The following is a 26944-nucleotide window of genomic DNA, read 5'->3' on the forward strand; positions in this document are numbered from 1 at the left end:
GGCCCCGCGCGTCAGGGGTGGCGCAGCACCGCGACCCGGTCCGGCGTGACGTCGGCGGGCAGGTCGCCCCAGGTGGCGCGCAGGTAGTTGACGAGGGCGGCCACGTCGGCGTCGCTCATGCCCTGCGCGAAACCGGGCATCGGCTGCATGTTTTCCAGTCCGCCCAGTTTTTGTTCCGGCAGGCCGTCGAGGATGGTGACGATGAGGTTGTGCGCATTCGCCTCGCGCACGGTCGTATTGCCGCGCATGGCCACGGCCGTGTGCGGCCTGCCCGCGCCGTCGACGGCATGGCAGCCGGCGCACACGTTCAGGTAGATGCGGCGCCCGGCATCGACCTTGCCCTGGTCCACGGCGGCCTGGCGGCGCGCCGGCGCGGCGGGGGGCGGCTCGCCCAGCAGGTAGACGGTCAGCGCCTTGATGTCGGCATCGTCCAGGTGGCGCGTGCTCAGGTTGACGACTTCATACATGTCGCCGAACGCGGAACCCTGCGGCGCCACGCCCGTCTTCAGGAAAGCCTGCAGGCCGCCGGCGGTCCAGCCCCGTTCCGCCAGGGCGGCCGGGGTGATGTTCGACGAGAACCAGCGCGTCAGCGCGAAGCCGGCGAGCGGCCGGTCGAGATCCAGTTGTCCCAGCCTGCCGCGCGGCGTATGGCATTCGTTGCAGTGGCCGAGGACGTTCGCCAGGTAGCGCCCGCGCACCCAGTCCGCCGACTGGCCGTGCGAACTGGCGGGCAGAGTGTCCTTCAGGAACAGCATGTTCCAGAACACGAGCCCGAAGCGCAGGTTGAACGGAAAGTGCAGGTCGTTCTGCCGGTTGGCCAGTTTGACGGGCGCCAGGTGCATCAGGTAGCCGTAGATGGCGTCGCTGTCGGCGCGCGCCATGCCCCGGTACGACGTGTAGGGCATCGCGGGATACAGGTGGCCGTGCGGCGATTTGCCCGCGGTCAGCGCCTGGTAAAAATCGTCGCTGCTCCAGCGCCCGATGCCGGTGTCGGGATCGGGCGTGATGTTGGTGCCGTAGATGGTGCCGAAATTCGTCTTCAGCGGTACGCCGCCGGCGAACGGCTCCCCGCCCGGCGCGGTATGGCAGGCGACGCAGTCCGCCGCCGCGGCCAGGTATTTGCCCCGGCCGAGCTGCGCGGGCGTGGCGGCGCTGGCGGCCGTGGCGGCGGCCGGCGCGCGGTCGGGCTGCCGGCCGCATGCCGCCGCGGCGAGCGCCGCGAGGCAGAGCGCCGCCGTCGTGCGCACTGTCTTCATGATCCGGCCTTCACCAGGCCGGGCGTCGACAGGATCACATCCTTCACGGCTTCGTAATAGCGCACATAGCCGGTACAGCGGCAGATGTGCGGGTTCAGCGCGGCCGAGATGGTCTGTTCGACCTGGTCGCGCGCGACCGGTTCGCGCTTGAGCCGTTCGACCAGCACCGTCGCGCCGTTGACGAAACCGGGCGTGCAGTAGCCGCACTGGAAGCTGTAGTGTTCGAGGAATTTCTGCTGGATGGGCGACAGTTCGACGGCCTCGCCATGCTCGTCGTATCTGGCATGGCCTTCCACCGTGCGGATGGTCTTGCCGTTGAAGAAATGCGCGCCGGTGATGCAGGTGCGGATTTCCTCGCTGCCCCCGGCGCCGTCCAGGATCACGACGCAGGCATGGCAGACGCCGATGCCGCAGCCGAAACGCGACCCGGTCAGATCGGCATACTCGTGCAGGAAGTCCACCATCATCAGGCCTTCGGGCACGTCGACCGGTCCGAACGCCTTGCCGTTGATCGTCAGCGCGAGTGGCCGCATGGTCAGGCTCATGACAGTACTCCTTGAATCTTCTCCGCCGTGATGGGCAGTTCCGTGAACCGGTGGCCGACCGCATGTGCGATCCCGTTCGCGATGGCCGCGACGACGGGAATCATGACCACTTCCGCGATGCCTTTCGACGGGTCGGTTGCCGACAGGGGCGGCAGGACCTCGCCGGACTGCTTCCACACCGCGACGTCGCTCGCGCGCGGCAGGTGGTAGCGGTTGAAATTCCAGGTGCCGTTGCCGGGACCGTCCTCGTACAGCGGCAGGTATTCGTGCAGCGCGTGGCCGATGCCCATCGCCAGTCCGCCCTGCAGCTGGCCGGACACCAGTTGCGGCACGATCTGGTTGCCGCATTCCATGATCGAATGATGCGACAGCAGTTCGATCGCGCCGTCGGACCGGCCGACCGCGAGCTCGACGAGCGTGCCGATCGCGCTGTAATAGGTCACGCCGGCGTTGTTGCGCTGCGCGGCCGGAAAGAAGACGTTGCGCCGCCCGATGACGGTGAATGTGTCGGCGCCGCCGTAGCGCACCGCGAGGCCGTCGAGCGGACGGCGCACGGTCTCCCCATGCACGTCGAAATCCGCCTCGGCCCATTGCCAGCGGTTGAACGCGTGGCCGACGGCGGCCGTCACCAGCTGGAGTTCGTGCGCCTTGTTGGCCAGCTGCTCCAGCGACAACGGTGCCATGCCGTTGGCGGTGAGCTTGCCGTTTTCCCAGCGCGCATCCTCGCGCCGCACGACGTACGACGCCGCCTGCCCGCCGGCGTAGCCGCCCGACCAGATGGCCAGCGCGGCCGGCCAGATCCCGTGTTCGAACACGACCCTGGCCGTCTCGCTCGTGCCGTGCGAGAAGAAGTACGCCGAGTTCGATGCGCTGGACGGCGACACGGCCGCGGGCGTCCACATCGGGTCCCTGGCGAACTTGTCCTGTTCCGCCTGCTTGATCAGGTAGGTGTCGCCGCTGGTCGTCAGCGGCAGCTCGTCCCACTCGGTGACGGCCGTGCGCACGCTGTCTGCCGGCCGCCCCAGCCAGCGCGCGCACACGACGGCCTGGGACGTCGCCATGCCGGTGCCGATGTCGACGCCGACGTGATGCAGCGCGATGCGTCCTTCGGGCGACAATTCCACGCGCGCGAAGATCGCTTCGGCGCCGGTGCCGAAATCTTTTTGCACGCACGCGAAACCGACGCCGTAGCGCTGGCCCGGATGGGCGAGCTCGTAGGCCTGCTTGCGCTTCGCCCGTTCGGTCCACAGCGGATGCAGGCGCGCCCGTTCCAGCACCTCGTCGGCACGCACGGCGCCCGCGGGAACGGCGCCCTGCGTGTTCTTCATGCCCGATTTCAGCACGTTCTTCAGGCGCAGCTCGATCGCGTCGATGCCCAGCATCTGGGCGATTTCGTCGACCGCCATTTCGGTCGCATTCATGCTTTGCAGCGTGCCGTAGCCGCGCGCCGAGCCGGCGTCGACGGCGCGCGAGTAGACGGCCGTCGTCGTGCAGTCGTTTTTCGGGAAATAATAGATCGATTGCGCGGCGGTCGCGGCGACCATGGCGACCGATGGCGAGAAATTCGCGCGCCCGCCGCCGTTGGCTTCGAAATCCGTCCTGAGGGTCTGGAACAGGCCCGTTTTGCGGTCGACGGCGATCTCGTAATGCATCCTGAAGCTGTGCCGCTTGAGCGCCGTTTGAAAATGCTCGAAGCGGTCGTTGGCGAAACGGACCGGGTTGCCGTCGCCGTACAATGCCGCGACCAGGCCGTAAAACGGTACGTTGCAATGGTCCTTGGAACCATAGCCGACCGTGTAGCAGGGATGGATGAACAGTTGCTTGAGCGGAAACCGGCTTTTTTTCACCATCTCGACGGCCGCAGTCATCACTTCCTGCGGGGACTGCGTGGCCAGCACGAGATGCAGCGATTGCGTCGCGGCGTCGTACCAGCCGTTGGCGTTGTCCGGTTCGAGGGCGGACGTATCGGTCGACTGCGAAAAGTAGTCGCGTTTCAGGATCAGCCAGTCGTCCGGCGGCGCCGCCAGTTCCTGCGAGATCCGCTCGCCGTAGGCAATGCCGTCCGGCCCCTGGTCCTTCAGGGTCACATCGGTCTTGCGCGGCACCTTTTTTTCGGAGGGGAAAAGCGGGCTGTTCTTGAGACTGGAAAATGCGTCGTCGTCGTAGGGCGTGCTGCCGCCCACGCGCACATAACGGAATGCGCCCCACGGGTCGCGCTGCTGCGGCGCGACCGGATCGCCGTACACGACGACCCGGTCCTGGAATTGCACCTTGTTCTTGGCGAAGCGAAAACGGTTGAAATCGTGATAGATCAGGATCGCGACCGCATGGCCCAGATAGGCCGGCTGCTTGCCCGCCGGGAGCAGCATGTCGTCGCCGTAAAAGTCGGGAAAGCGCAAGCCGTCGCGCGCGAGATCTTCCGCGGTCACGACGCGGTCCGGCTTGAGGTCGGGGTCGAGCAGGGCGAGATCGATGCCGGTGAACAGGCGATCGGTACGCGTGGCGCGCACGAAGAACGCGTGGGCCTGCTGTTGCGGCCAGTGCGGCATGTTGCGCGCGCGGATATCGTAGGCAAATACCTTCTTGCCCGTCACCTTTGCCGTGCCGTCGATCCGGAAACGTGCCGGACCGGCGGCGCCAGCCGGCTTCACCGGCGTGAGGATGTTTTCCTCGAACAGCGCGGAGAGGGCATCGCCGTGCAACGGCGCCAGCCAGACGCCGACGCCGGAGATCACGGTGAACTTGATGAATTTTCTACGGGAAGACCGAACACCATTATCCATGACCGCGCGCCCGCCAGGAATGCCAACTCGTTTTTTCTGGGTAACTCGTTTTGGTAAAAAGTATATTCACAACGAATTTGAACGGGCGCACGGCTGATGCGGTCATTGCATGAACCACCCGTGGCTGACGACGATGGACTGGCCCGTCAGCGCGTTCGACGGGAAGGTCGCGAGGAACAGCGCCGTGTGCGCGACATCCTCGACGGTCGTGAATTCGCCGTCGACCGTCTCCTTCAGCATCACCTTTTTCACGACGTCGTCTTCGCTGATCCCGAGTTCCTTCGCCTGCTCCGGGATCTGCTTTTCGACCAGCGGCGTGCGCACGAAGCCGGGGCAGATCACGTTGGCGCGCACGCCGTGGGCCGCGCCTTCCTTGGCGACGACCTTGGCCAGCCCGACGAGGCCATGCTTGGCCGTGACGTACGGCGCTTTCAACACGGACGCTTCCTTCGAGTGCACGGACCCCATGTAGATGACGGTGCCGCCGCGGCCCTGCGCATACATCCGCTTCAGGCAGGCGCGCGTCGTGAGGAAGGCGCCGTCGAGGTGGATCGCGAGCATCTTCTTCCAGTCCGAGAACTTGAATTCGTCGACCGGCGCGACGATCTGGATGCCGGCGTTCGACACCAGCACGTCGATGCCGCCCAGCTTGTCGGCCACGAGGGCGATGCCGGCGTCGACCTGCTCTTCGTTGGTCACGTCCATCGCGACGGCGACGACGCGCGCGCCGGACGGATCGAATTCGCGCGCCACGGCCTGCGCGGCGGCGAGATTGAGATCGGCGATGGCGACCTTCGCGCCGTGGTCGAAATAGGTCCTGGCGATTTCCTTGCCGATGCCGCTGGCGGCGCCGGTGACGACGGCGACTTTATCCTGCATGTTCATGGTTGTCCTTGTCGGAAGAGGGTAGGGGGATGGGGTGGCTGGGCGCCGTCAGGAAATCGTGGACGGCTGGATTGTCCTCGAGGCGCGGCAGGCTGAAGATTTCCTCGTGGGCCAGCGTCTTCGTGGCGTCCGCGTAGCCGGCCTGCCAGTGTTCCGTCATGGTCCGGCGCGAGAATTCGAAGTCCTTGTACTGGCCTTCGTAGGTGGGCGAGCGGTACACCAGTTCGACGATGTTGTAGAGCGCACGGTCGGACGCTGCCGCCAGCAGCTTCGCCTGCGGCGTGGCGGCGAGCGCCGGCGGCATCTGCGCAAGCAGTTCGTTGAACGCCGTGCGCAGCTTCTCGGTGCGGCGGAACGCGTCGGTGGCGTTGCGCGTGCGGCTCGAATACTGGATCTCCTTCATGCGCGTGGCGACGCCGGCGAGATCGTTCGGCACGTCGCCGCGCGCGCTCCACAGGTCCACCTGGAACACGAGCGTGTGCAGGCGCGAGCGCGCCGACAGCACCCAGTCGAGCGGCGTGTTCGACACCATGCCGCCGTCCCAATAGCGCTCGCCGTCGATCTCGACCGCGTCGAAGCCGGGCGGCAGCGCGCCGCTGGCCATCACGTGTTCGGGGCCGATGCGGTCGCTCGCGTTGTCGAAGTAGGCGAAGTTGCCGGTCCTGACGTTGACGGCGCCGATCGACAGGCGCGTCTCGCGCGCGTTGATGCGGTCGAAGTCGACGAGGCGTTCCAGCGTCGCGCGCAGCGGCGCCGTGTCGTAGAAACTGGTCGCGCCGGCGCCGGGCCACGTCAGGAACGGCGGCGGCAGGCGCGGCTCGAAGAAGCCGGGCACGCCCTGCACGAGCACGCGGCCCGCCGCGAGCTGGTTGACCCAGGCATGCAGCGTGTCGACGAGCGGCACGCCGGTCCACGTATCGCCGACGATGGCGTCGCCGCCCCCGCTGACCAGTTCCCAGAATTCGCGCAGCCGGGGCACGCGGTCCTGGCGCGCATTGCCGGCGATGATCGCACTGTTGATGGCGCCGATCGAAATACCGGACACCCACGTGGGCTCGACGCCCGCTTCCAGCAGGCGCTCGTACACGCCGGCCTGGTAGGCGCCGAGCGCGCCGCCGCCCTGCAGCACGAGGGCGATGCTGTCGAATTCGGTGGCGCAGGCTTTGCGCGTTTCGGCGGGCGCGCGCGTGCCCTCGTGCAGCACGCTTTCGTCGCGCTTATTCACGCCCGGACACCGGCATGGGGGAGATTGTTCGTGTGGCGCCGGGTTCGGCGGATCGGATCGGTGGCTGGCGCAATTCATTCCTCGCTATGTCAATATGAAGGGCGAGGCAACGGCGGTAGCGCGTGCATCGCGTCGCCTCGTCCGCCATTCTGGCCGATTGCGGACGAGGCCGCCGTTCGTTTGGATGATGCACGCCATGTTTACGCGGCCGCGCTGCTATAGTCGGCGCCATCGCAACGACGCTCGACACGGACATGAACGAGACCTGGACCTGGCATCCGCAACCGGACGACGACGGCCGCAAGGTGCGCCTGCACGCGCCGTCGTGCGAAGCGAACCTCGACGGCCTGGCCGATCCGCAGGCCGCGCTGACCTTCGTGCCCGGCAGCGTGTGCGCCGGCATGGTGGGCGGCGTGCCGCTGGCCCCGTGCGCGCGGGCGACCGTCGACGACGCATGCCGCCGCGCGGGCGCCGCGCCGGCGTTCGACGAGCCGCCCTTCGTGCTGCCGACTGGCAAGCACGCGGCGGCCGGCGCCGTCGTGCGCGAGGCGGACGGCCGGCTCTGGCTCGTGGCGCCGTCGAACGCGTTCGGCGGCTACACGGCCACGTTTCCCAAGGGGCGCGTCGAACCGGGGCTGACACTGCAGGCGACCGCCATCCGCGAGGTCTGGGAAGAATCCGGCCTGCACGTGGAACTGACGGCCTGGCTCGGCGACTTTTCCCGCACGCAGACGTTCACGCGCTTCTACGTCGCGCGCCGGATCGGCGGCCACCCGGCGCAGATGGGGTGGGAATCGCAGGCAGTCCACCTCGTCACGCCGGCGCAGGCGCGCCTGTTGCTGAACCGTGACACGGATCGCGCCGTGCTGGACGCGCTGCTCGGGGAGGGAAGCCGGTGCGTTTGAGTTAGGTCAAAAGTGATGAGGGAGCCGCAAGACAAGCTCAGCCTTTCCAAATTGTAATGTTCGCGGTGGACATCTTAATTTTCGCCTCAGTTTCGCGGCGTACCGTGATTGTTGCGTATCGGAAGCATTTCTTGCCCTTTCTCTCATCTTTTTTAGAGGCCGTTGCACCGTGAAGTTAGCCGCGTTCCCGGAACTTGCCCCGCCGCAAACAGGTGGCCTTGACCTCATCCCGGATGATCCCGTGCAGCGCCGCCAGGTACTGGACAAGCTGGATGAGCTCGCTTTACTGCCTTATCTCGCCCCCACCGGGCCCGGCCGCGGATTCGCGTTGTCGACGGAGGCCGCGCACGCCCTCGTCGACGATGGCGACACGCTGAACCTGTGCCGCGACCTCGGCCTCGACACGGCCGCGAACCTCGTCCACCTCGAACGCGAAATCGTGCTGGCGCTGCTCGCCGCGCCGCGCACGCTGCGCTTTGCGAGCGCCGCCGAGTTCCTGTCCGCCGCCGCGATCCGCCGCAACATCGTCGTCGCGGCGCGCGCCACCCAGCTCGCGTTCGGTACGGCCGAAGCGAACCGCCCGCAGAGCCACTGGACGTATGACGAGGACCGCGGTTTCACGATCCTGCCCGGACAGCCGTTGATCGAGGCGCTCACGCTCGCCACCCAGCCGGACGCGGGCAATGGACAGATGTACGCGTTTTCCTGCTACCGCGCGAGCGAGTACGTGATGCTGCTCGGGATCGCCCGCGAACTCGAACGGGTCAACCCGCCGCTGCTGGCCGCCCTGCAGCGCCAGTGGGAGACGAGTGCCATCCAGTCGGGCGCCTTCCACGACGTCTTTTTGGTCGAATACGGCTCCCTCGAAGCGCCGCTGCCGCCGCGCTATTACGTGCCGGGCGATCGCGTGTGGTTCCGGAATCCGGATGCGCTGTCGTCCGATGCGTCGGGCTATGAAGGTTCGTGGGTCATTTACCTCGGCAATGGCCTGTTCAGCAATTTCTGGCAGCGCGACCGGCCCTACAGCCTGGTCGCCAAGTGCCTCGAAATGTATCACTGGCGCCACGGCACCTATGTCGATGCGGAGGGCGACCTGCGCATGAACGAGGCGATCGTCGACGCGAAGGTCGCGGAAACGGCGGCCAACCCTGCCGCGCTGGCAACGGTCGTCGCGCGCATGTCGCGCCTGCGCGATGGCCGCGGCATTTATGCGGACGGCGGCTGCATCGATTTTTCGCGCGAATTTGCGCGCAATGTCTGTCCGGGAACGGCAAGCATCGCCTTGCCGGACTGACGCCCGTCCGGCCCGCGTCCATGGCAGGAAGGGCGCCGATGGCCGGACGCGCGCCGCGGCGGGGTGCGCAGCCGATGTGCGCGTCGGCCAGGCTCATGGCTGCAGCACATAGTGGCCAGGGGCGTCGCGCAGGCTGCGGCCTTCGGGCGGCGGCGCCACCCACGGACCGGCGAGCCGCGCCAGCCAGTGTTCCCAGGCCGGCCACCAGCTGCCTTCACGTACACGGGTTTCGGATTGCCAGCTGTCGGGATCGACATAGGGACCGTCGTGTTCGTGCGTACTCATCTGGTAGCTGCGGCCCAGCTTGCCCGGCGGCGATACGACTCCGGCGTTGTGGCCGCCCGAGGTCAGCAGGAACGTCACCTGCGTGTCGCTCAGCGGAATGATCTTGTAGACGGAACGCCACGGCGCCACGTGGTCCGTCATGGTGCCGACCGCGAGGATGGGGACGTGGATGTCGGTCAGCGATATGGGGCGCCCATCGACGAGGTAGCGCGCGCTGGCCAGGCTGTTCTGCAAAAACAGGTTGCGCAGGTATTGGGAATGCATGCGGAAGGGCATGCGGGTCGCGTCCGCATTCCACGAGGCCAGGTCGTTGTCCTTGTCGGGAATGTCGAGCAGGTAGTGGCGCAGGCGGCGCGACCAGATCAGGTCGTTCGAGCGCAGCAGCTGGAAGGCGCCGGCCATCTGGCGCGTGTCCAGATAGCCCTGCTGCCACATCACGGCTTCGAGAAAGCTGACCTGGCTCTCGTCGATGAACAGCGACAGCTCGCCCGGCTCCGTGAAGTCGACCTGGGCCGCCAGCAGCGTCATGCTGGCCAGCCGCTCGTCGCCGTCGCGCGCCATCGCCGCCGCGGCGATCGCCAGCAGCGTGCCGCCCAGGCAATAGCCGCACGCGTTGACCTGGGGCGCGCCGGTCTCGCGCGCGACCGTGGCCAGCGCCTCCATCACGCCGTGGCGGCGGTAATCCTCCAGCGACAGGTCGCGGTCGTCGGCCTGCGGATTCTTCCAGGAAATCATGTAGACCGTATGGCCGTGCTCGACGAGGTAGCGGACGAGCGAGTTCTGCGGGGAGAGGTCGAGGATGTAGTACTTCATGATCCAGGCCGGCACGATCAGCAGTGGCACGGCGTGGACCTGCGGCGTCACGGGATCGTAGCGCAGCAGTTCGACGAGGTGGTTTTCCATGACAACCTTGCCGGGCGTGACGGCGACGTCCCGTCCGGGACGGTAGCTGACGGGCGCCGTCGTACCGGCCAGCGCGCGGCGCGTGTCGGTGCCCGCGCGGGCCAGGCCATGCACGAGGTTCTGGCCGCCGCTGGCGAACGTGACCTGCTGCGCCACCGGATTGGTGGCGATGAAGTTCGACGGCGCGACGCCGTCCAGCAACTGCCGGGCGACGAAGGTGACGACGTCGCCATGGTGCGACGACACGCCGCGCACGTCGCTGGTGGCGCGGTGCCACCATTGTTGCGACAGCAGGAAGCCCTGGCTGAGCTGGTTCCAGGGCCACGCATGCCACAGCGGATCGTTGAAGCGCTTGTCCTGCGCCAGCGGCTGCACGGGCTCGGCCGGCGTGCCGAACATGGCGCTGGCGCTGTATTGCAGCCAGCGCTGCATGTTGTTCACGGCCTGCACGCCCAGCTCCATCTGCTTGGCGGGCGACAGCAGCAGGTGGCTGGCCCAGTCGAACCAGGCGCCGGCCAGCGCGGCCGGCGAGACGTAGCCGGTCACGCGGCCCAGCGCGGCGTTCAGCGCCAGGTCGACGTGGGCGTGCTCGACGCTGGCCTCGGGATAGCGCGGCCGCGGCCCGCCCTGCCACGTGCTGGCTTCGCGCCGCTGCTCGCTCGGCGGGATCTCGGACAGAATGTTCATGGCGTGCGGGTTCCTTTCGAAGGTACATGACCGTTTGACCGGGATTCCGCCGCTTGGTGCCGTGCGCGGGCGTGAGATTGTTTGATGCAGCGCAGGCAGGAACGCAGCGATACACGTACCATCTTTTTCGGCGAGGTAGCAAAGCGGTTATGCGACGGCTTGCAAAGCCGTTCAGACGTGTTCGACTCACGTCCTCGCCTCACGATTTCCCTCTGCGTGCCTGACATCCGCTACGAACGGGACCGCGTCGCTCACGAGGCCCGCGGCGCTTTTCGATCACGTGCGAGACATCCAGGCCTCGCACGATCCGACACCCCGGAATCCCGCCGGCCGCACAGCAACAACCCGACAGTCCTTCGCCCGGGTCCCGCAAAAATGTTGACCACAGCGAAAAAAGCCGATAGCATCCCGTTAAATGACAACGATGGACATTTTGCTGTGGCGCGAAGCGGCCGCGGTTGAGTGCGCCGCATTCGAAGGCCCATCGGGCCACAGAGGAGACGAGGTGTCGACCATTCACGATGTCGCCGAAAAAGCCGGCGTATCGATCAAGACCGTGTCGCGCGTGCTGAACGACGCGAACAGCGTGTCGGAAAAAACGCGCAAGCGGATCGAGCACGCCATGCAGGCGCTCGATTTCGCGCCGTCGGCCGCCGCGCGCATGTTGCGCGGGCGCCCGACCGACCTCGTGGCCGTCATCGCGGACAAGCTCACCACCACACCCGACTCGTCCGAGATCATCAAGGGCATCCAGTCCGTGTGCGAGGACCTGGGCAAGATGCTCCTCATCGGCGAGACGGGCGGGCAGGCGCATGTCGCCAGCCGCCTGGTGGCCGACATGCGCACCCACCGCGTCGAGGCGATCATCTTCGCCACGACCTTCCATCGTCCGGTGACCCTGAACGAGACGCTGGGCCAGACGCCGGCGGTGCTCGCGAACTGCTTCGAGGAGACGTCCCGGTTCGCGGAAGTCATACCGGACGACGAGGGCGGCGGCTATGCGGCGGCCGAGACCGTGCTGCAGGCCGGGCACCGCAAGATCGCGTTCCTGCAGCTGATCGACGGCATGGTCGCGACCCGCCTGCGCCTGCACGGTTTTCGCCGCGCCATGCAGGACCACGGCGTGCGGCCGAACGAGGCCTGGCTGCTGCACGGCGCCACGCCCGACAGCGACGACGAATTCGCGCAATTGAAAACGACGATCGAAGGCCTGTTCGCGGGCGCCGATCGTCCCACCGCCATCCTGTGCGGTAACGACAAGATGGCGATCCGCGTGATCTTCCTGCTGCAGCGGCGCGGCCTGCGGGTGCCGGAAGACGTGTCGGTCGTCGGCTTCGACGACTTCCGCCTGCTCTCGGAAGCGTCCGATCCCGGCCTGACGACCATCACCCTGCCATACCGCGAAATCGGCGCGCTGGCGGCGCGCCGGGCGCTCGGCAAGGATCAGGAACCGGGCATCGTGCGCGTGCCGTGCCGTGCGGTGATGCGCGGCACCGTGACGGCGCCGCGGGCAGGGAAGGCGGGCAAGTGATGAAACGGGCGCTGCTTCCGGTCCTCGCCATGGTGGCCGCGCGCGCGCTGGCGGCGCCCGTCGAGATCACCGTGTGGCGCCACGATACCGGCGACGCGGAGATGGTCGCGAGCCGGAACATGGTCGACCGGTTCAACCGTTCCCAGGACAAGTGGAAGGTCGTCGTGGAGGCGATCCCGCAAGGCACGTACACGGAATCGATCACGGCGGCGTCCCTCGTCGGCCATCTGCCCTGCGTGATGACGATCGACCAGCCCGCGGTGCCGAACTTCGCCTGGGCCGGCAACATCCGCCCCCTCGACGGGCTGCTGCCGGCGTCGGTGGTGCGGCCGCTGCTGCCGGGCGGGCGCGGGACGTACCAGGGAAGGCTCTACAGCGTGGGCCAGTTCGACGTCGTGCTGGCCATGTTCGCGCGCCGGTCGAAGCTGGCGGCCGAAGGTGTCCGCGTCGCGACGATCGAGCATCCGTACTCGGCGCGCGAGCTGTATGACATCCTCCGCAAGGTCAAGCAGTCCGGCCATTACCGCTATCCGATCGACTTGAACGGCAAGGCGCACGGCGAATGGGTCAGCTACGCTTATTCCCCGTGGCTCGAGAGCGCCGGGGCGGACCTGATCGATCGCACTGACTACCTGCGCGTCGACGGTGTGCTCAACAGCGATGCCGCCGTGGGTGTCGCCCGCTACTACGCGCGCCTGTTCAAGGACCGCCTCGCCGAACGCAATCCCGCCGACGAGAAGGGCTTCGAACAGGGGCGCTCGCTGATCCAGTACACCGGGTCGTGGAAGGCGCGCGACTACAGCGAACGCTTCGGCGACGATCTCGTCGTGATGCCGCCGCCCGATTTCGGCCATGGGCCCCGGGTCGGCGCCGCGTCGTGGCAATGGGCGGTATCGAGCAGCTGTCCTTACCCGGCGGGCGCCGCGGCGTTCCTCACGCACGTGCTGTCCGCGCCGGAGATGGCCGAGTTCTCGCGCATGACCGGCCTGGTGCCCGTCACGGCGGACGCCGCGGCGTTGACGAAGCACTACCGGCCGGGCGGCGACTGGCGCATCTATTTCGACTTCGCCACGCGCTATGCGCTGCCGCGGCCCGCGACGCCGGCCTATCCCGCGATCTCGGCGGCGTTCGAAAAAGCCATGGCGGACCTCCGCGCCGGCAAGGATGCGGCCGAGGCGATGGACGAGGCGGTCGAGACGATCGAACACGATATCGCCCGCAACGACGGCTACGGTTTTGCCCGGCCCAACACGGCGGCCCGCCAATGAAGACGCTGCTCGGCCGCGACAATCCGTGGGCGATCGCCGCCTTCGCCGGCCCGGCGCTGCTGCTGTTCGGCGTCTTCATCCTGCTGCCGCTGCTGCTCGCGCTCGGGGCCACGTTGACCAATCACCGGCTCGTGTCGCCGGAACCGACCCGCTACATCGGCCTGGAGAACTACGAGCGCCTGCTGGCGCTGCAGGTGGTCGAGGTCGGGCCCCTGCGCGATCCCGCCGGCGCGGTGCTGCGCGACGAGGAGGGCGTGCGCTTCCCGACGTGGCGCCAGGTGCGCCGCGCGCGGCCGGGGCTGGCGGATTACCGGCCGGCCTGGCAGTTCCAGGCGGGCGCACGCAGGTTCGTGCTTGCGGCGACCGACCCGCTGTTCTATCGCTCCCTCATCAACACCTTCCTGTTCGCGCTGCTGGTGCTGCCGCTGCAATGCGGCGTCGCGCTCGGCCTGGCGCTGCTCGTGAACCAGCGCATCGGCGGCCGCATCTTTTTCCGCACCGTGTACTTCGCGCCCGTCGTCACGTCGATGGTGGTGGCGTCCATCGTCTGGTCGTTCATGCTGAATACCGACCGCGGCATGATCAACGAATTGCTGCGCGCCGTGACGGGCGACCCGAACGTCGGACCGGACTGGCTGGGCGAGAGCCGCTACGCGCTGCCCGCCATCGCCATCATGTCGGCCTGGCAGGGCGCCGGATTCCAGATGCTCGTGTTCCTGGCCGGCCTGCAGTCGATCTCGCCCGAGCTGTACGAAGCGGCGACGCTGATGGGCGCGAATGCGTGGCAGCGCTTCGTGCACGTCACGCTGCCGGGGCTGCGCAACACGATCATCTTCGTGGTCGTGTCGACGATGCTGATGGCGTTCGGGCTGTTCACCCAGGTCGACGTGATGACGCAGGGCGGACCGCTCGACTCGACGACGACCGTCGTGTACCACGCGGTGCGCACGGGCTTCCGCCAGCAGGACATCGGCTACGGCTCGACGATCACCATGGTCTTCTTCGGTATCGTGCTGCTGGTCTCCGTGCTGCAGCGGGTGCTCGTCGCGAAAGGGGCGGACGAATGAAGCGCCCGGTCCGCACGCTGCTGCTGTTCGTCGCCATGTGCCTGCTCGGGGTCGTGTTCGCGGCGCCGCTGCTGTTCATGTTCGCGTCGTCGTTCAAGCGCGACGACGCCATCTTCGCCAACCTCACCAGCTGGTCGGCCTTCGTGCCGGATGAGGGATGGTCGACGGCCAATTATGCGGCCATCTTCGAGCGCAGCAACCTGCCGCTGTTCCTGCTGAATTCGACCGTCATCGCGGCGTGCGTCGTCGTGGGCGGTGTGCTGGTCAACAGCATGCTCGCGTTTTCCCTGAGCCGCATGCGCTGGCGCGGCCGCCGCGCGGTCCTGGCCGTGGTCGTGGCGCTGATGATCATCCCGTTCGAAGTCATCGCGATTCCGCTGCTGTCGCTGGTCGCGCGCCTGCCGTGGCCGGGCCTGGAGCAGGGCGCGCTGACGTGGCACGCGGGCTGGTTCAACAGCCTGCACGTGCAGATCATCCCGTTCCTCGCCAATGCCTTTTGCGTCTTCCTGTTCTACCAGTTTTTCCGCGACATCCCGCGCGAACTGGACGAGGCGGCCAAGATGGACGGCGCCGGACCCTGGACCCTGTTCTTCCGCATCATCCTGCCCAACAGCCGCCCCGTGATCGCGACGGCCGCCATCGTGCTCTTCATCGCCGCGTGGAACCAGTACCTGTGGCCGATCATGGTCGTGCAGGGCGAAGCGGCGCGTCCCGTGCAGCCGGGCATCCAGCAGTTCTTCGGGCGTTCCAATTCCTGGGGCCAGATCATGGCGTATGCGTCCGTGGTCACGCTTCCCGTGCTCGCCGTGTTCCTGGCCTTTCAACGGCAGTTCGTCGCCTCGGTCGCGGGCGCCGGCATCAAAGGTTAAACCCAATCATCATGACACTCAAACTCGACGACAAATACATCTGGGACTTCTGGCACGTCGCGCAAGGCGGCGAGCAGCACCTGTTCATGCTGCAGGCCGACCGCGCCATCGGCGACCCGAACCTGCGCCACTGGAACGTCTCCATCGGCCACGCCGTGTCGCGCGACCTGCGCCACTGGGATTACCGCGGCACCGTGTTCGGGCCGTCCGCGCAACCCGCGTGGGACGATTTCACGACGTGGACCGGCTCCGTGATCCATGCCGAAGGCCGCTACCACCTGTTCTACACGGGCACGTGCCGTGCCGAGAACGGCCTGCGCCAGCGCATCGGCCACGCGACGGCGGACAGCCTCGACGGTCCTTTTACCCGCGTCGGCGCCGGCCTCGCGCTCGACCTCGACGAACGCTTCTACGAAGAACACGCGGAAGGCCGCTGGCACGACCGCGCCCTGCGCGACCCGTGGGTGCTGCCGCACAGGATCGACGGGATGTACCACATGTTCTTCACGGCGCGCCGCAACGACGGACCGAAGTACGAACGCGGCGTGATCGGCCACGCCGTCTCGCCCGACCTCGTGCACTGGGAAGCGACGGCGCCCGTGTACGAAGGCGGCCATTACGGCCAGCTGGAAGTGCCGCAGGTGTTCGAGCGCGGCGGCCAGTGGTTCTGCACCTTCTGCAATGTGCGCGAGCACTGGTCCGAGGCGCAGCGCGCGCGCCTGGACGGCGGCGTCTCCGGCACGCACTACCTCGTGGCCGACCATCCGCTCGGTCCCTGGCGTCCGGCCGAAGGATTCCTGGACGGCGACGTCCCGTGCAAGCGCTACGCCGGCAAGATCCTGCACGACCCGCTGACGGGCGCGGATTGCCTGATGGCCTTCCTCGATACCGGCGCGGACGGCGCGTTCGTCGGCCAGATCAGCGATCCGATCCCGCTGCGCCTCGAACACGGCCGCTACCGGCGGGACGATTTTTCGACCCTCGAATGACAACGATGGACAACGGCTAGCCGGCGCGACGACCGGTCCGCACAACGATCAAGGAGACACCGTGATTCCCTTCAACCAGACAAGCCGGACGTGGCGGCGCAGCGTGGCCCCCGCGATGCTGCTGGCGCTGCTCGTGTCGGGCCGCGCCGCGGCGGGCGCCGACATCGCCGCCTGGACGCTCGACGACCGGCACGGCAGCGGCGCCCACGAAGCGGTGTCGGGCCGCCACGACGCCGTGGCCTACGTCTTCAACCATGCGCGCTTCAAGCCGGATTCCGATCCGCAGTGGCGCCCGGCCGCCGCGTGCATCAAGGGCGGCTGCCTGCTGTTCGACGGGTATTCGACGGACATCACGGCACCCGCCCTGACGGCCGCGCAGCTCGGTGCCGGCTGGACGATGAGCGCGTGGGTCGCGCCGCATGCGTTCGAATGGGGCGACGGCGGCCAGTACTCCGCTTTCCTGAGCCAGTTCGACGAAGCCACTCGAACCGGCGTCGCCTTCGGCATGTACCGCTTCGGCACGTGGGGCATCAAGCTGGGCTTCGGCGGCGCCGTGTTCGACCTGCGCGTCGATGACCGCAAGCTGCCGAAGGACACGTGGTCGCACGTGGCGGCCAGCTACGATCCGCACGGCCGGACGGTCCGGCTGTTCCTCGACGGCGAGCAGGTCGCATCCGGCACCGGTCCGGCGGAAGGCGGTTTCGCGCTGCCGCCGCGCGCGCTGACGATCGGCCGCTACTCGCAGCCGCGCACGGTGGCCGGCACGTTCCAGCTGAATACCTTCCTCGGCCTGATGGACGACGTCCGCATCACGGCGGGCGCCGCGACGGGCGACGACGTGGCCCGTCGCGTGCGCGCCGACCTGGCGGCGCATGGCGGCAAGGCGCCGGCGCTGGCGCAGGCCGACGTCACGATCGCCGCGAGCACCTTCGCCGGGGACCGCCATCGCCCGCAATATCACGCGATGCCGGATGCCGGCTGGATGAACGAACCGCATGCGCCGTTCTACCAGGACGGCCGCTACCACCTGTTCTTCCAGAAGAATCCGTTCGGCCCGTTCTGGCACCAGATCCATTGGGGGCACTGGGTCAGCCCGGACATGGTGCACTGGCGCGAGCTCCCGATCGCGCTGGCGCCGGAAGACGACGGCCTGGCGCCGGACGGCATCTGGTCCGGCAGCGCCACGCACGCGAAGGACGGCACGCCGGTGCTGTTCTTCACGGCGGGAAACGACAAGGCGCCCAGCCACGAGCGCGTCGGGCTCGCGCGGCCGGCGGACCCGTCCGATCCGAACCTGCGGCGCTGGACCAGGTATCCCGTGCCGGTGACCGAACAGCAGCCGGGGCCGGGCCATACGGGCGATTTCCGCGACCCGTTCGTGTTCCGCGACGACGCCGGCGACCGCTGGTTCGAGCTCGTGGCGTCGCGGGTGCCCGGCGGCAGCGGCACGGCGCTCGTCCACGAATCGTCCGACCTCGTGCACTGGCGCTACCGCGGCCCGCTGTTCACGCTCGATGCGCAGCGCTATCCGGGCTTCGACAAGACGTTCGAACTGCCCGTGCTGCTGCCGATCGGGAAGGGCGGCGATGGCCGGCCGCGCCACGTGTTCCTGACGGACGTGGGGGCGCAGGCGTATTACTGGATCGGCGTGTTCGATCGCGCCAACGCGCGCTTCGTCCCGGACAGCGAGGCGCCGCGCGTGTTCGACCTGGGCGACCACCATTTTTCCGGTCCCAGCGGCTTCGTCGATCCGAAGACGGGACGCACCATCGTCTTTTCGATCGCCCAGGGCGAACGCAGCGCGCGCGACGAATGGGCGAGCGGCTGGGCCCACAATGCCGGCCTGCCCGTCACGCTCGCGCTCGGCCCGGACGGCGACCTGCGGCTGGCGCCCATCGACGAACTCAAAAGCCTGCGCCGGGACCTGTTGCTCGATCTGGCCGACGTGACGCCCGCCGCCGCCGCGGCCCGGCTGGCCGGGGTCGAAGGCGATCTGCTGGAGGTGGAGCTGGAAGTGAAGCCGGCACCGGGCAACGATGCGCGCCGCGGGCTGGTCGTGCGCAAGACGCCCGACGGCGCCGAGCACACGGACCTCGTCGTCGACGCCGCGCGCAAGCGCTTCGAGATCGACCGCACGCACACGACCCTCGATCCGGACGCGCGTTCGCGCGGCGTGCAGGGCGGCGTATTCGATCCGCGCGGCGGGAACCTGCGCCTGCGTGTATTCCTGGACCGTTCGATGGTGGAAGCCTACCTCGACGAACGCAAGAGCATCACGAGCCGCATGTATCCGTCGCGGCCGGATGCGACGGGACTGGGCTTGATCGCGGCGGCTGGCGACCGCGTCGTGAGGCTCAAGGTATGGCGCATGGGCGCGCTGGATGCGGAGGCTGCGGCATGGCATCCATCGCGTTGAACGGCGTGGGCAAGACCTACGCGGGCAAGAGCGCCAGCCCGGTCCTGCAGGACATCTCGTTCGCGGTCGCGGACGGCGAATTCGTCGTGCTGGTCGGGCCGTCCGGGTGCGGCAAATCGACCGTCCTGCGCATGATCGCGGGACTGGAAGAGGCGAGCGGCGGCGAGATCCGCCTCGACGGCGTGCGCGTCAACGAGACGCCGCCGGCCCGGCGCGGCCTCGCGATGGTGTTCCAGAGCTATGCGCTGTATGCGCACATGAGCGTGTTCGAGAACATCGCCTTCGGCCTGCGCCTGGCGCGGGTGCCGAAGAAGGACATCCACACATCCGTGCACACGGTCGCGCGCATGCTGCAGCTCGAGCACCTGCTGGACCGCAAGCCGCCGCAATTGTCGGGCGGGCAGCGCCAGCGCGTAGCGATCGGCCGCGCCATCGTGCGCAAGCCGCGCGCTTTCCTGTTCGACGAACCGCTGTCGAACCTGGACGCAGCGCTGCGCGCCGACATGCGCGCCGAGATCGCCCGCCTGCACAAGCAGCTGGGGGCGACGATGGTGTACGTGACCCACGACCAGGTCGAAGCGATGACGCTGGCCGACCGCATCGTCGTGCTGGGGCCGATGGGCGTGCAGCAGATCGGCGCGCCGATGGCGTTGTACGAGCGTCCTGCGAACGTGTTCGTGGCCGGCTTCATCGGCATGCCGAAGATGAACCTCGTCGAGGGCGCGGTCGACGCGCACGGCCGGCTCGCGCTGGGCGACGTGCCGCTGGACTGGGAAAACGCGGGCGCATGCGGCAGCACGGTGACGGTGGGCCTGCGTCCGGAGCACCTGGTGCCGGATGCCGGCGGGGCGATCCGCGGCACCGTCGCTCTCGTCGAGCGGCTCGGCGCCGAGTCGCACGTGCACCTGGACGTGGCGGGGCTGTCCCGGCCGCTCGTCGTCTCGATCAAGGACGCGCCGCCGGCACCCGGCAGCGCCTGGGCCGTCACGCACGCGGCGGGCGCGCTGCACGTGTTCGGTGCGGACGGCGTACGGATCGAACCGCGGCAGCCGGCGCCGGCCGGCAATCAAATCAACATTATTTCGGAGGCAGCATGATCGTCGTTTGTGGGGAAGCGTTGTTCGATGTGTTCGCGACGCACGAGAGGGCAGCCGCCATCGACCTGGCGGCATGCCAGGGCGGTTCGCCGTTCAACCTGGCGACCGGCGTGGCGCGGCTGGGCGGCGCCGCACGGTTCTTCGGCGGCCTGTCGCACGACGTGTTCGGGCGCAAGCTGTACGCGGCGCTGCAGGCCGAGGGCGTGGACCTGTCCGCGGCGCCGCGGCCCGACGCCCCGACCGCGCTCGTGATGGTGAGCGTCGACGCCGGCGGCGTGCCGGTCTACACGTTCTACGGCAGCGGCACCGCGGAGCGCGCCGTGCGCCTCGCCGACCTGGAGCGGGTGCCCGCCGACGCGCAGGCCGTGCACGTGGGCTCGTACTGCATGGTCGTCGAGCCGGTGGCGTCCACGCTGCGCGCGCTCGTCGAGCGCCAGCATGGCCGCAGCCTGATCGTGTACGACCCGAACGTGCGCCTGACGATCGAGCCGCGCGCCGACGTCTGGCGCGAGACGCTGTGCTGGATGATGCGCCGGACCGACGTGCTGAAGGTCAGCGAGGAGGACATCCACGCGCTGTATCCGGGCCGCCGCATCGACACGTTCATCGCCGAGGCGCTGGATGCCGGCGTGGCCCTCGTGGCCGTCACGCGGGGCGAGCGCGGCGTCGTCGCGGCCACGCGCACGCTGGCGGCGGTGGAGTTGCCGGCCGTGCCGGTCGCCGTCGTGGACACGGTCGGCGCGGGCGACACCTTCCAGGCCGGCCTGCTGGCCTGGCTCCAGCGCGCCGGCTGCCTCACGCGGCGCGCGGTGGAAGACCTCGGCCGCGACGAACTGGTGGAGGCGTTGCGCTTCGCGGCACGCGCGGCGGCCATCACCTGTTCGCGCCGGGGCGCCGACCTCCCTTACACCAGCGAGCTGGCCGGCGCGGAGGCGCTGGCCATGCCGCAACCCTGATCCGTCTATTTTTTCACAAGAAATGACAACGATGGACATCCGGTTTACGAGACCGGCGGCTGGAAAAACGAAGTGAAAGAAGTCAATATCAACTACAGGAGATTCGTACGTATGCGCTACTCGCTCACCCCCTATATCGGCCGCTCGGCCGCCCTCGCCATCGCGCTGGCACCCGCGCTCGCGTTCGCCCAGCAGCAGGCCGGCGCGCCGGCGGAGCAGCCCCCGGCCGCCGCCACGCAAGCCACGCAAGCCGCGGCCAACGCCGACGAGCCGAACAACGTCGTCATCGTGACCGGCGTGACCCGGACGACGACCAAGAAGAACGCGACCTTCTCGATCAACACGCTGAGCGCCGAGGACATCCAGCGCCTGGCGCCGATGAGCACGGCCGACCTGCTGGGCAACCTGCCGGGCATCTATGCCGAGGGCAGCACGGCCGGCGAGGCCAGCAACAACATCACGGTGCGCGGCCTGCCCGTGGTCGGCGGATTCCGTTTCGCGCCGCAGCTGATCGACGGCCTGCCGGCGTACGAGGAACCGGAAGCCCCGTTCATGAACAACGACGTGTTCGTCCGCGACGACCTGATGACCGACAGCGTGGAAGCGGTCAAGGGCGGTCCGGGCGGCATCCTGTATTCGAACGGCCTGGGCGCGACCATCAACCACATCACGCGCACCGGCGGCGACCACCTCGAAGGCGGCTACAAGCTCGAATACGCGGACTACGGCTTCATCCGCCAGGACGCCTTCGTATCGGGCCCGCTGAACAAGAACCTGACCGGCGCCGTCGGCGGCTACTACCGCCGCAGCAAGGGCATCCGCGACACCGGCTATACGGCGGACCGCGGCGGCCAGATCCGCGGCAACCTCGTCTACACGAGCGACGACCGCAGGACGACCGCGCGCCTCGACGCCCTCGTGATCGACGACCGCACGGCGTTCTACCAGAACCTGCCGATCTCGGTGCCGCGCTTCACCCAGTCCGGCACGCCGGCCAATCCGACGGTGCTCAGCCAGGACACCATCCAGCCGCTGGGCATCGACTTCGCGCACGGGACGACCGCCTCGCCCTACAACCGCCGCTTCGGCATGATCGGCGAATACGGCACCCGCACCATCGACCAGGCCGACGGCATCCATCCCGACTTCAAGATGTTCACGCTGAAGCTGGACCACGAGTTCGCATCGGGCCTGAAGCTCTCGGCCGGCCTGCGCCACACGGGCGGCAGCAGCGGCTTCAATTCCGTCTTCACGGGGAACGACACGGCGACGGCGGCGACCTTCCTGAACGCGCGGCTGCAGAACGACGTGATCTCGCCGGCGCACGCGGCGGCCTTGAGCTGCAACCTGGGTAACGCCAAGTTGATCGGCTACTTCAACGTCCCCTCGAACGGCGCCTGCGCGCAGTTCGCCAACATCAGCCGCGAGGACTTCGTGGCCAAGTACGCGAAGGGCGTCGGCGTGGCAGGCACGTACCTGAACGACGGTTCGCGCGTGGCACCGACGGCTTACCTGAACTTCCTGACGCCGTTCATCGCCCAGACCGACGCCGCCAGCACGGTGCTCGACCTGAAGGGGCAGAAGACGTTCAAGGCGGCCGGTACGCACGACCTCACGTTCGGCGTGTACCGCAGCCACTACACCTACGATCCGAACTTCCAGGCCGGGCTGCTGGTGTCCGAGACCGCCGAGCGCTCGCGCCTGGTCGACCTGACGGTGGTCGACGCCGCCGGCAACCAGGTGGGACCGTCGCTGACGACGGGCGGCGCCATCCTGCCCGGCTGGTTCGGCTTCGTCAGCCACATCAAGGCCGACGGCCATGCGGCCTACCTGCTCGACCACTGGGAAACGTTGCGGGGCAAGCTGAAGATCGATGCCGGCGTGCGCTGGCAGGACGTGCGCGCCAACGTCGACCGCCGCGACCGCAATACGACGACCGACCTGACGCCGGCGAACGTGGTGGTCGGTTCGACGCAGGACACGGCGGCGGACAACGAGATCCAGTTCCCGGGGCAGCCGAACCTGCTGAACAAGACCTATCACGGCATGGGCTGGTCGCTGGGCGGTAACTACAGCATCATCCGGCCGCTGGCCGTGTACGCACTGGCGTCGTATTCGTTCCGCCTGCCGAGCCTCGGCGACCTGAATGACCTGAGCACCGCGGGCGCCGTGCTGGCGAACGGCAAACCCGTCGAGCTCAGCGCCGTCGAGCATATCCGCCAGTACGAGACCGGCCTGCGCTACCTGACGCGCGAGTTCGGCGCGTCCGTCGCGCTGTTCTACAACAAGTTCTCGCCGCGCAGCGCCGTCAACGTCTACAAGGATTTCCAGTCGCCGGCGTGCTCCGCGCTCGGCGGGGTCACGCAGATCAACTCGTGCCCGGACGTGGCCCAGTTGTACAAGCGCGGGGTGCGCAACGTCGGCACCGAGATCGAACTGACCTTCCGTCCGCATATGATCGACGGGCTGGAACTGAAGGGTAACGTCGTGGCGCAGAATCCGAAGGTCGACGGCGCGCGCTACCAGATCACGCAGGAGGACAAGGACGCGCAAGGCGTGATCACGGGTTACCACTACGTGCAGATCAGCGAAGACGGCCGCCGTCCGCGCCGCCTGGCCAAGATCATGGCCAACTTCCAGCCGTCGTACGACCTGCTGGCGGCGACCGGCATTCCGCTGACCGTCTACGGGCAATACCAGTACGTCGGCGACCGCTACTCGGAAGCGACCGACACCAACGTGACCTTGCTGCCGTCCTACCACATCATCAACATGGGGGCGCAGTACCAGCTCTCGTCGCGCTGGATGGCGCAGCTGCACGTGGCCAACCTGACCAACCAGCTGTCGTTCACGGAAGGCGATCCGCTGTTCTCCGACCTGTTGTCGCCGGACGGCACCCGCAACCGGGGCATCGCACGGCCGCTGTTCGGCCGCACGATCCGCGCCAGCATCACGTACCGCTTCTGAATCGCCGACTTCTGAATAGGGGCAGGCCGCCGGCACGGCCGGCGCGCGCCTGCCCGTCTTCGACAACAACAAGGAACACCCCGTGGCTTTGACTTCCCGACTTCCCCTCCTGACCATCGGCGCGGCGCTGCTGTCCGCCGGCTGCGCCAGCCGGTCGCCCGCGCCCGCGCACGACGAACCGTTTCGCCCGCAGTTATCGTTCTCCCCGCAGCGCAACTGGATGAACGATCCGAACGGCCTCGTGTACCTCGACGGCGAATATCACCTGTTCTACCAACACAACCCGAACCAGAACACCTGGGGCGACATGTCCTGGGGCCACGCGGTCAGCACCGACCTGCTGCACTGGACCGAACTGCCGCTGGCGCTGCCCGTCGAAAAGGACGCCGGCGGCAAGATCACGCAGATGTTCTTTTCCGGCAGCGCGGTGGTCGATCACGCCAATACCAGCGGCTTCGGCCAGCCGGGCAAGCCAGCCATGGTGGCGATCTACACGGCCATGTTCCCGCAGGCGCGCACGCTGAACGGCAAGCTTGTCCGGGCCGGCACGCAGGCGCAGTCGATCGCCTACAGCCTCGATCGCGGCCGCACCTGGACGCAATACGCCGGCAACCCGGTGATTCCCGCACCGCCGGCGCAATACGCGGCCGAGTACCGCGAATTCCGCGACCCGAAAATGTTCTGGTACGAGCCTGGGCACAAGTGGGTGCTGGCGACCGTGGCGGCGCAGCGGCACAAGGCCCTGTTCTACAGCTCGCGCGACCTGATCCACTGGGAGTGGACGGGCGAGTTCGGCCCGGCCGGCGCGGCGGGCGGCGTGTGGGAGTGCCCCGACCTGGTCGAGCTCCCGGTCGACGGCGATCCCGCGCGCCGCAAATGGGTCCTCATCATCAGCCTCAATCCGGGCGGCCCGGCCGGCGGCTCGGGCATGCAGTACTTCGTCGGCGACTTCGACGGCAAGACGTTTACGCGCGACCGCGCCGCCGGCACCGACGCCGACGCGCCCCGGTGGCTGGACTACGGCGCCGACTTCTACGCCGGCGTCACCTACAACGATGCGCCCGGCGGACGCCGCCTGCTCGTCGGCTGGATGAACAACTGGCTGTACGGCGAAAAGGTGCCGACGGCGCCATGGCGCAGCGCCCAGGCGCTGCCGCGCGAACTCGGCCTGCGCACGGTGAACGGGCACGTGACGCTGGTGCAGCAGCCGGTCGCGGAAGCGCAGCGTCTGCGCAGCCGCCTGCTGTTCGGCACGCCGGCGCAGACCATCGCGCGCGGTGCGCAGGCCGTGCCGCTGGCCGGCGCCGCGCGCGCGCCGCTCGAACTGCGGATGATCCTGAAGCCGGGCACCGCGACGCGCGCCGGCGTCCGGCTGGGGAAGGACGCGGTCACCGAGATCGGCTACGACGCCGCGCAGGGCGTGGTGTACGTGGATCGCACGCGCTCGGGCGCGACCGGTTTCCATCCGCAGTTCGCGGCGAGGCATACCGCACCGGTCGCGCTGCCGGAGGCCGGGCTGCCGCTGCGGATCCTCGTCGACCGCGGATCGGTGACGGTGTTCGCCGGGGAAGGCGAGGCGGTGCTGACCGACCAGGTGTTCCCGACGACAGGCGCGGACGGCGTCAGCCTGTTCAGCGTGGACGGGGACGCGCACGTGCGCGACCTGAACGTCTGGTCCCTGAATTCGATCTGGAAGGAAGCGCAATGAATACGCTGTTGAAGGGAACACTGGTCGGCGGCCTGGCGGGGCTGCTGTTCGGATTCGATACGGCGGTCATCGCCGGCACCACGCAAGGCCTCACGCAGGCGTTCGGACTCGATCCGGGTGGCCTCGGCATGACCGTGTCGAGTGCGTTGTGGGGCACCCTGCTGGGCGCCCTGTTCGCGGGGCGCCCGGGCGACCGCTTCGGAGCCCGCAACTGCCTGCGCGCCATCGCCGCGCTGTATGTCGTGTCGGCGCTGGGCTGCCTGTTCGCGCCGAGCCTCGCGGTGCTGGTCGCGGCCCGGGTGCTGGGCGGGATCGCCATCGGCGCATCGTCGGTGCTGGCGCCCATCTATCTCGCCGAGATCGCGCCCGCGCACCGGCGCGGCATGCTGGTCGGCGCGTTCCAGTTCAACATCGTGCTGGGCATCCTCGTCGCGTACCTGAGCAATTACCTGGTCGGCCTGGCGGAATCGGGAGCGGACGAGTGGCGCTGGAAGTTCGGGGTCGCGGCGCTGCCCGCGCTGCTGCTGTTCGGCCTCCTGTTCGTCATTCCGAACAGCCCGCGCTGGCTGGCGGTGAAGGGCCGGGGCAAGGAGGCGGAGCAGGTGCTGCGCGAGATCGGCGCCGCCGACGTCGCGGGCGAACTGGCCAGCTATGCGCGCGGCCACATGGCCGCCGGCTCGAAGCTGTCGTGGCGCCGCTACCGCAAGCCGATGCTGCTGGCCTTCGCGATCGCCGCGTTCAACCAGCTGTCGGGCATCAACGCCATCCTGTACTACGCGAACGACATCTTCGCCGCCGCCGGATTCGGCAAGATGTCGGCCGATCTCCAGTCCGTGGCGATCGGCGCCACCAACCTGGTGTTTACGCTGCTGGCGCTGACCGTCATCGACCGCCTCGGACGCAAGACCCTGCTGATGGTGGGCTCGGTCGGGATGGTCGTCGCGCTGGCGGCGACCGCCTGGATCCAGTGGAGCGGCCTGCACCGCGACCTGCTCCTGTGGGCACTGGTCCTGTTCATCGCGGCGTTCGCGTTTTCGCAGGGCGCGGTGATCTGGGTGTACATCGCCGAGATCTTTCCGACCGAGGTGCGGGCGCGCGGACAAAGCCTGGGCGCGTCGACGCACTGGCTGATGGACGCCATCGTCGCCGGCGTGTTCCCCGCCATGGCCGCGCGTTCGAAGGGCCTGCCGTTCATCCTGTTCGCGGTGGCGATGCTCGTGCAGCTGTTCGTCGTGGCCCGCTATTTCGTCGAGACGAAGGGGGCGCGGCTGGAGGATATCGACGTGTGACGGCAGGTGCCACGCCGGG

General features: G+C 68.3%; 19 protein-coding genes and 1 tRNA gene. 14 read left to right on the forward strand and 6 right to left on the reverse strand.

Annotated features, from left to right (window positions below; translation table 11 throughout):
* Positions 1-11: 11 nt before the first annotated feature.
* From ACEN9Q_RS07305 to ACEN9Q_RS07325, 5 genes are all read right to left on the reverse strand, one after another.
* Entirely contained in the window at positions 12-1256 is a 1245-nt protein-coding gene (locus ACEN9Q_RS07305) for a c-type cytochrome (protein WP_495627857.1), read from the reverse strand.
* A complete protein-coding gene (locus tag ACEN9Q_RS07310) occupies positions 1253-1801 on the reverse strand; it encodes a (2Fe-2S)-binding protein (protein WP_495627858.1) in 549 nt (182 codons plus the stop codon). Before ACEN9Q_RS07310 ends, ACEN9Q_RS07305 begins: the two co-directional genes overlap by 4 nt.
* Positions 1798-4584 carry a xanthine dehydrogenase family protein molybdopterin-binding subunit gene (locus tag ACEN9Q_RS07315; RefSeq protein ID WP_495627859.1) on the reverse strand — a complete coding sequence of 929 codons (2787 nt, stop codon included), beginning with the start codon at positions 4582-4584 and terminating at the stop codon, positions 1798-1800. Before ACEN9Q_RS07315 ends, ACEN9Q_RS07310 begins: the two co-directional genes overlap by 4 nt.
* A gap of 102 nt (positions 4585-4686) precedes the next feature.
* Positions 4687-5469 (reverse strand): 3-hydroxybutyrate dehydrogenase, encoded by a 783-nt coding sequence (locus ACEN9Q_RS07320; RefSeq protein ID WP_056440831.1) that lies wholly within the window; start codon positions 5467-5469, stop codon positions 4687-4689.
* Positions 5453-6694 (reverse strand): patatin-like phospholipase family protein, encoded by a 1242-nt coding sequence (locus tag ACEN9Q_RS07325; RefSeq protein ID WP_495627860.1) that lies wholly within the window; start codon positions 6692-6694, stop codon positions 5453-5455. Before ACEN9Q_RS07325 ends, ACEN9Q_RS07320 begins: the two co-directional genes overlap by 17 nt.
* A gap of 254 nt (positions 6695-6948) precedes the next feature.
* On the opposite strand from ACEN9Q_RS07325, the gene ACEN9Q_RS07330 reads away from it, so the two are divergent.
* Together ACEN9Q_RS07330 and ACEN9Q_RS07335 are read left to right on the forward strand one after the other, a co-directional pair.
* Positions 6949-7599 (forward strand): NUDIX hydrolase, encoded by a 651-nt coding sequence (locus ACEN9Q_RS07330; RefSeq protein ID WP_495627861.1) that lies wholly within the window; start codon positions 6949-6951, stop codon positions 7597-7599.
* A 241-nt stretch (positions 7600-7840) separates the two neighbouring features.
* Positions 7841-8893 (forward strand): TGL-type protein-glutamine gamma-glutamyltransferase, encoded by a 1053-nt coding sequence (locus ACEN9Q_RS07335; protein ID WP_495627862.1) that lies wholly within the window; start codon positions 7841-7843, stop codon positions 8891-8893.
* Between the two features lie 93 nt (positions 8894-8986).
* On the opposite strand, the gene ACEN9Q_RS07340 is transcribed toward ACEN9Q_RS07335, so the two are convergent.
* Positions 8987-10768: a PHA/PHB synthase family protein gene (locus ACEN9Q_RS07340; protein ID WP_495627863.1), complete on the reverse strand. Its 1782-nt coding sequence runs from the start codon at positions 10766-10768 to the stop codon at positions 8987-8989.
* A 129-nt stretch (positions 10769-10897) separates the two neighbouring features.
* On the opposite strand from ACEN9Q_RS07340, the gene ACEN9Q_RS07345 reads away from it, so the two are divergent.
* The 12 genes from ACEN9Q_RS07345 to ACEN9Q_RS07400 all read left to right on the forward strand — a co-directional run bounded on the left by ACEN9Q_RS07345 (position 10898) and on the right by ACEN9Q_RS07400 (position 26925).
* Positions 10898-10968, forward strand: a tRNA-Cys gene (locus tag ACEN9Q_RS07345).
* A gap of 305 nt (positions 10969-11273) precedes the next feature.
* Complete coding sequence (locus tag ACEN9Q_RS07350) at positions 11274-12299, forward strand: LacI family DNA-binding transcriptional regulator (protein ID WP_495627864.1); 1026 nt, start codon at positions 11274-11276, stop codon at positions 12297-12299.
* Positions 12299-13567 carry an extracellular solute-binding protein gene (locus tag ACEN9Q_RS07355; RefSeq protein ID WP_495627865.1) on the forward strand — a complete coding sequence of 423 codons (1269 nt, stop codon included), beginning with the start codon at positions 12299-12301 and terminating at the stop codon, positions 13565-13567. Before ACEN9Q_RS07350 ends, ACEN9Q_RS07355 begins: the two co-directional genes overlap by 1 nt.
* A complete protein-coding gene (locus tag ACEN9Q_RS07360; protein ID WP_495627866.1) occupies positions 13564-14634 on the forward strand; it encodes a carbohydrate ABC transporter permease in 1071 nt (356 codons plus the stop codon). Before ACEN9Q_RS07355 ends, ACEN9Q_RS07360 begins: the two co-directional genes overlap by 4 nt.
* Positions 14631-15503 carry a carbohydrate ABC transporter permease gene (locus tag ACEN9Q_RS07365; RefSeq protein WP_495627867.1) on the forward strand — a complete coding sequence of 291 codons (873 nt, stop codon included), beginning with the start codon at positions 14631-14633 and terminating at the stop codon, positions 15501-15503. Before ACEN9Q_RS07360 ends, ACEN9Q_RS07365 begins: the two co-directional genes overlap by 4 nt.
* An 11-nt stretch (positions 15504-15514) precedes the next feature.
* Positions 15515-16492, forward strand: a complete 978-nt coding sequence (locus ACEN9Q_RS07370; protein WP_495627868.1) for a family 43 glycosylhydrolase — start codon at positions 15515-15517, stop codon at positions 16490-16492.
* 61 nt (positions 16493-16553) lie between these two features.
* Positions 16554-18908 carry a GH32 C-terminal domain-containing protein gene (locus tag ACEN9Q_RS07375; RefSeq protein ID WP_495627869.1) on the forward strand — a complete coding sequence of 785 codons (2355 nt, stop codon included), beginning with the start codon at positions 16554-16556 and terminating at the stop codon, positions 18906-18908.
* Complete coding sequence (locus ACEN9Q_RS07380; RefSeq protein ID WP_495627870.1) at positions 18890-20005, forward strand: ABC transporter ATP-binding protein; 1116 nt, start codon at positions 18890-18892, stop codon at positions 20003-20005. The genes ACEN9Q_RS07375 and ACEN9Q_RS07380 overlap by 19 nt, the downstream gene beginning before the upstream one ends.
* Positions 20002-20961 carry a carbohydrate kinase family protein gene (locus tag ACEN9Q_RS07385; RefSeq protein WP_495627871.1) on the forward strand — a complete coding sequence of 320 codons (960 nt, stop codon included), beginning with the start codon at positions 20002-20004 and terminating at the stop codon, positions 20959-20961. Before ACEN9Q_RS07380 ends, ACEN9Q_RS07385 begins: the two co-directional genes overlap by 4 nt.
* Before the next feature lie 111 nt (positions 20962-21072).
* A complete protein-coding gene (locus tag ACEN9Q_RS07390) occupies positions 21073-23928 on the forward strand; it encodes a TonB-dependent receptor (RefSeq protein ID WP_495627872.1) in 2856 nt (951 codons plus the stop codon).
* 82 nt (positions 23929-24010) lie between these two features.
* Complete coding sequence (locus ACEN9Q_RS07395) at positions 24011-25636, forward strand: glycoside hydrolase family 32 protein (protein WP_495627873.1); 1626 nt, start codon at positions 24011-24013, stop codon at positions 25634-25636.
* Positions 25633-26925, forward strand: coding sequence for a sugar porter family MFS transporter (locus tag ACEN9Q_RS07400; protein ID WP_495627874.1), 1293 nt, complete (start codon positions 25633-25635; stop codon positions 26923-26925). The genes ACEN9Q_RS07395 and ACEN9Q_RS07400 overlap by 4 nt, the downstream gene beginning before the upstream one ends.
* Positions 26926-26944: the final 19 nt, after the last annotated feature.

It is taken from the genome of Massilia sp. Masssp93, from assembly GCF_059491295.1.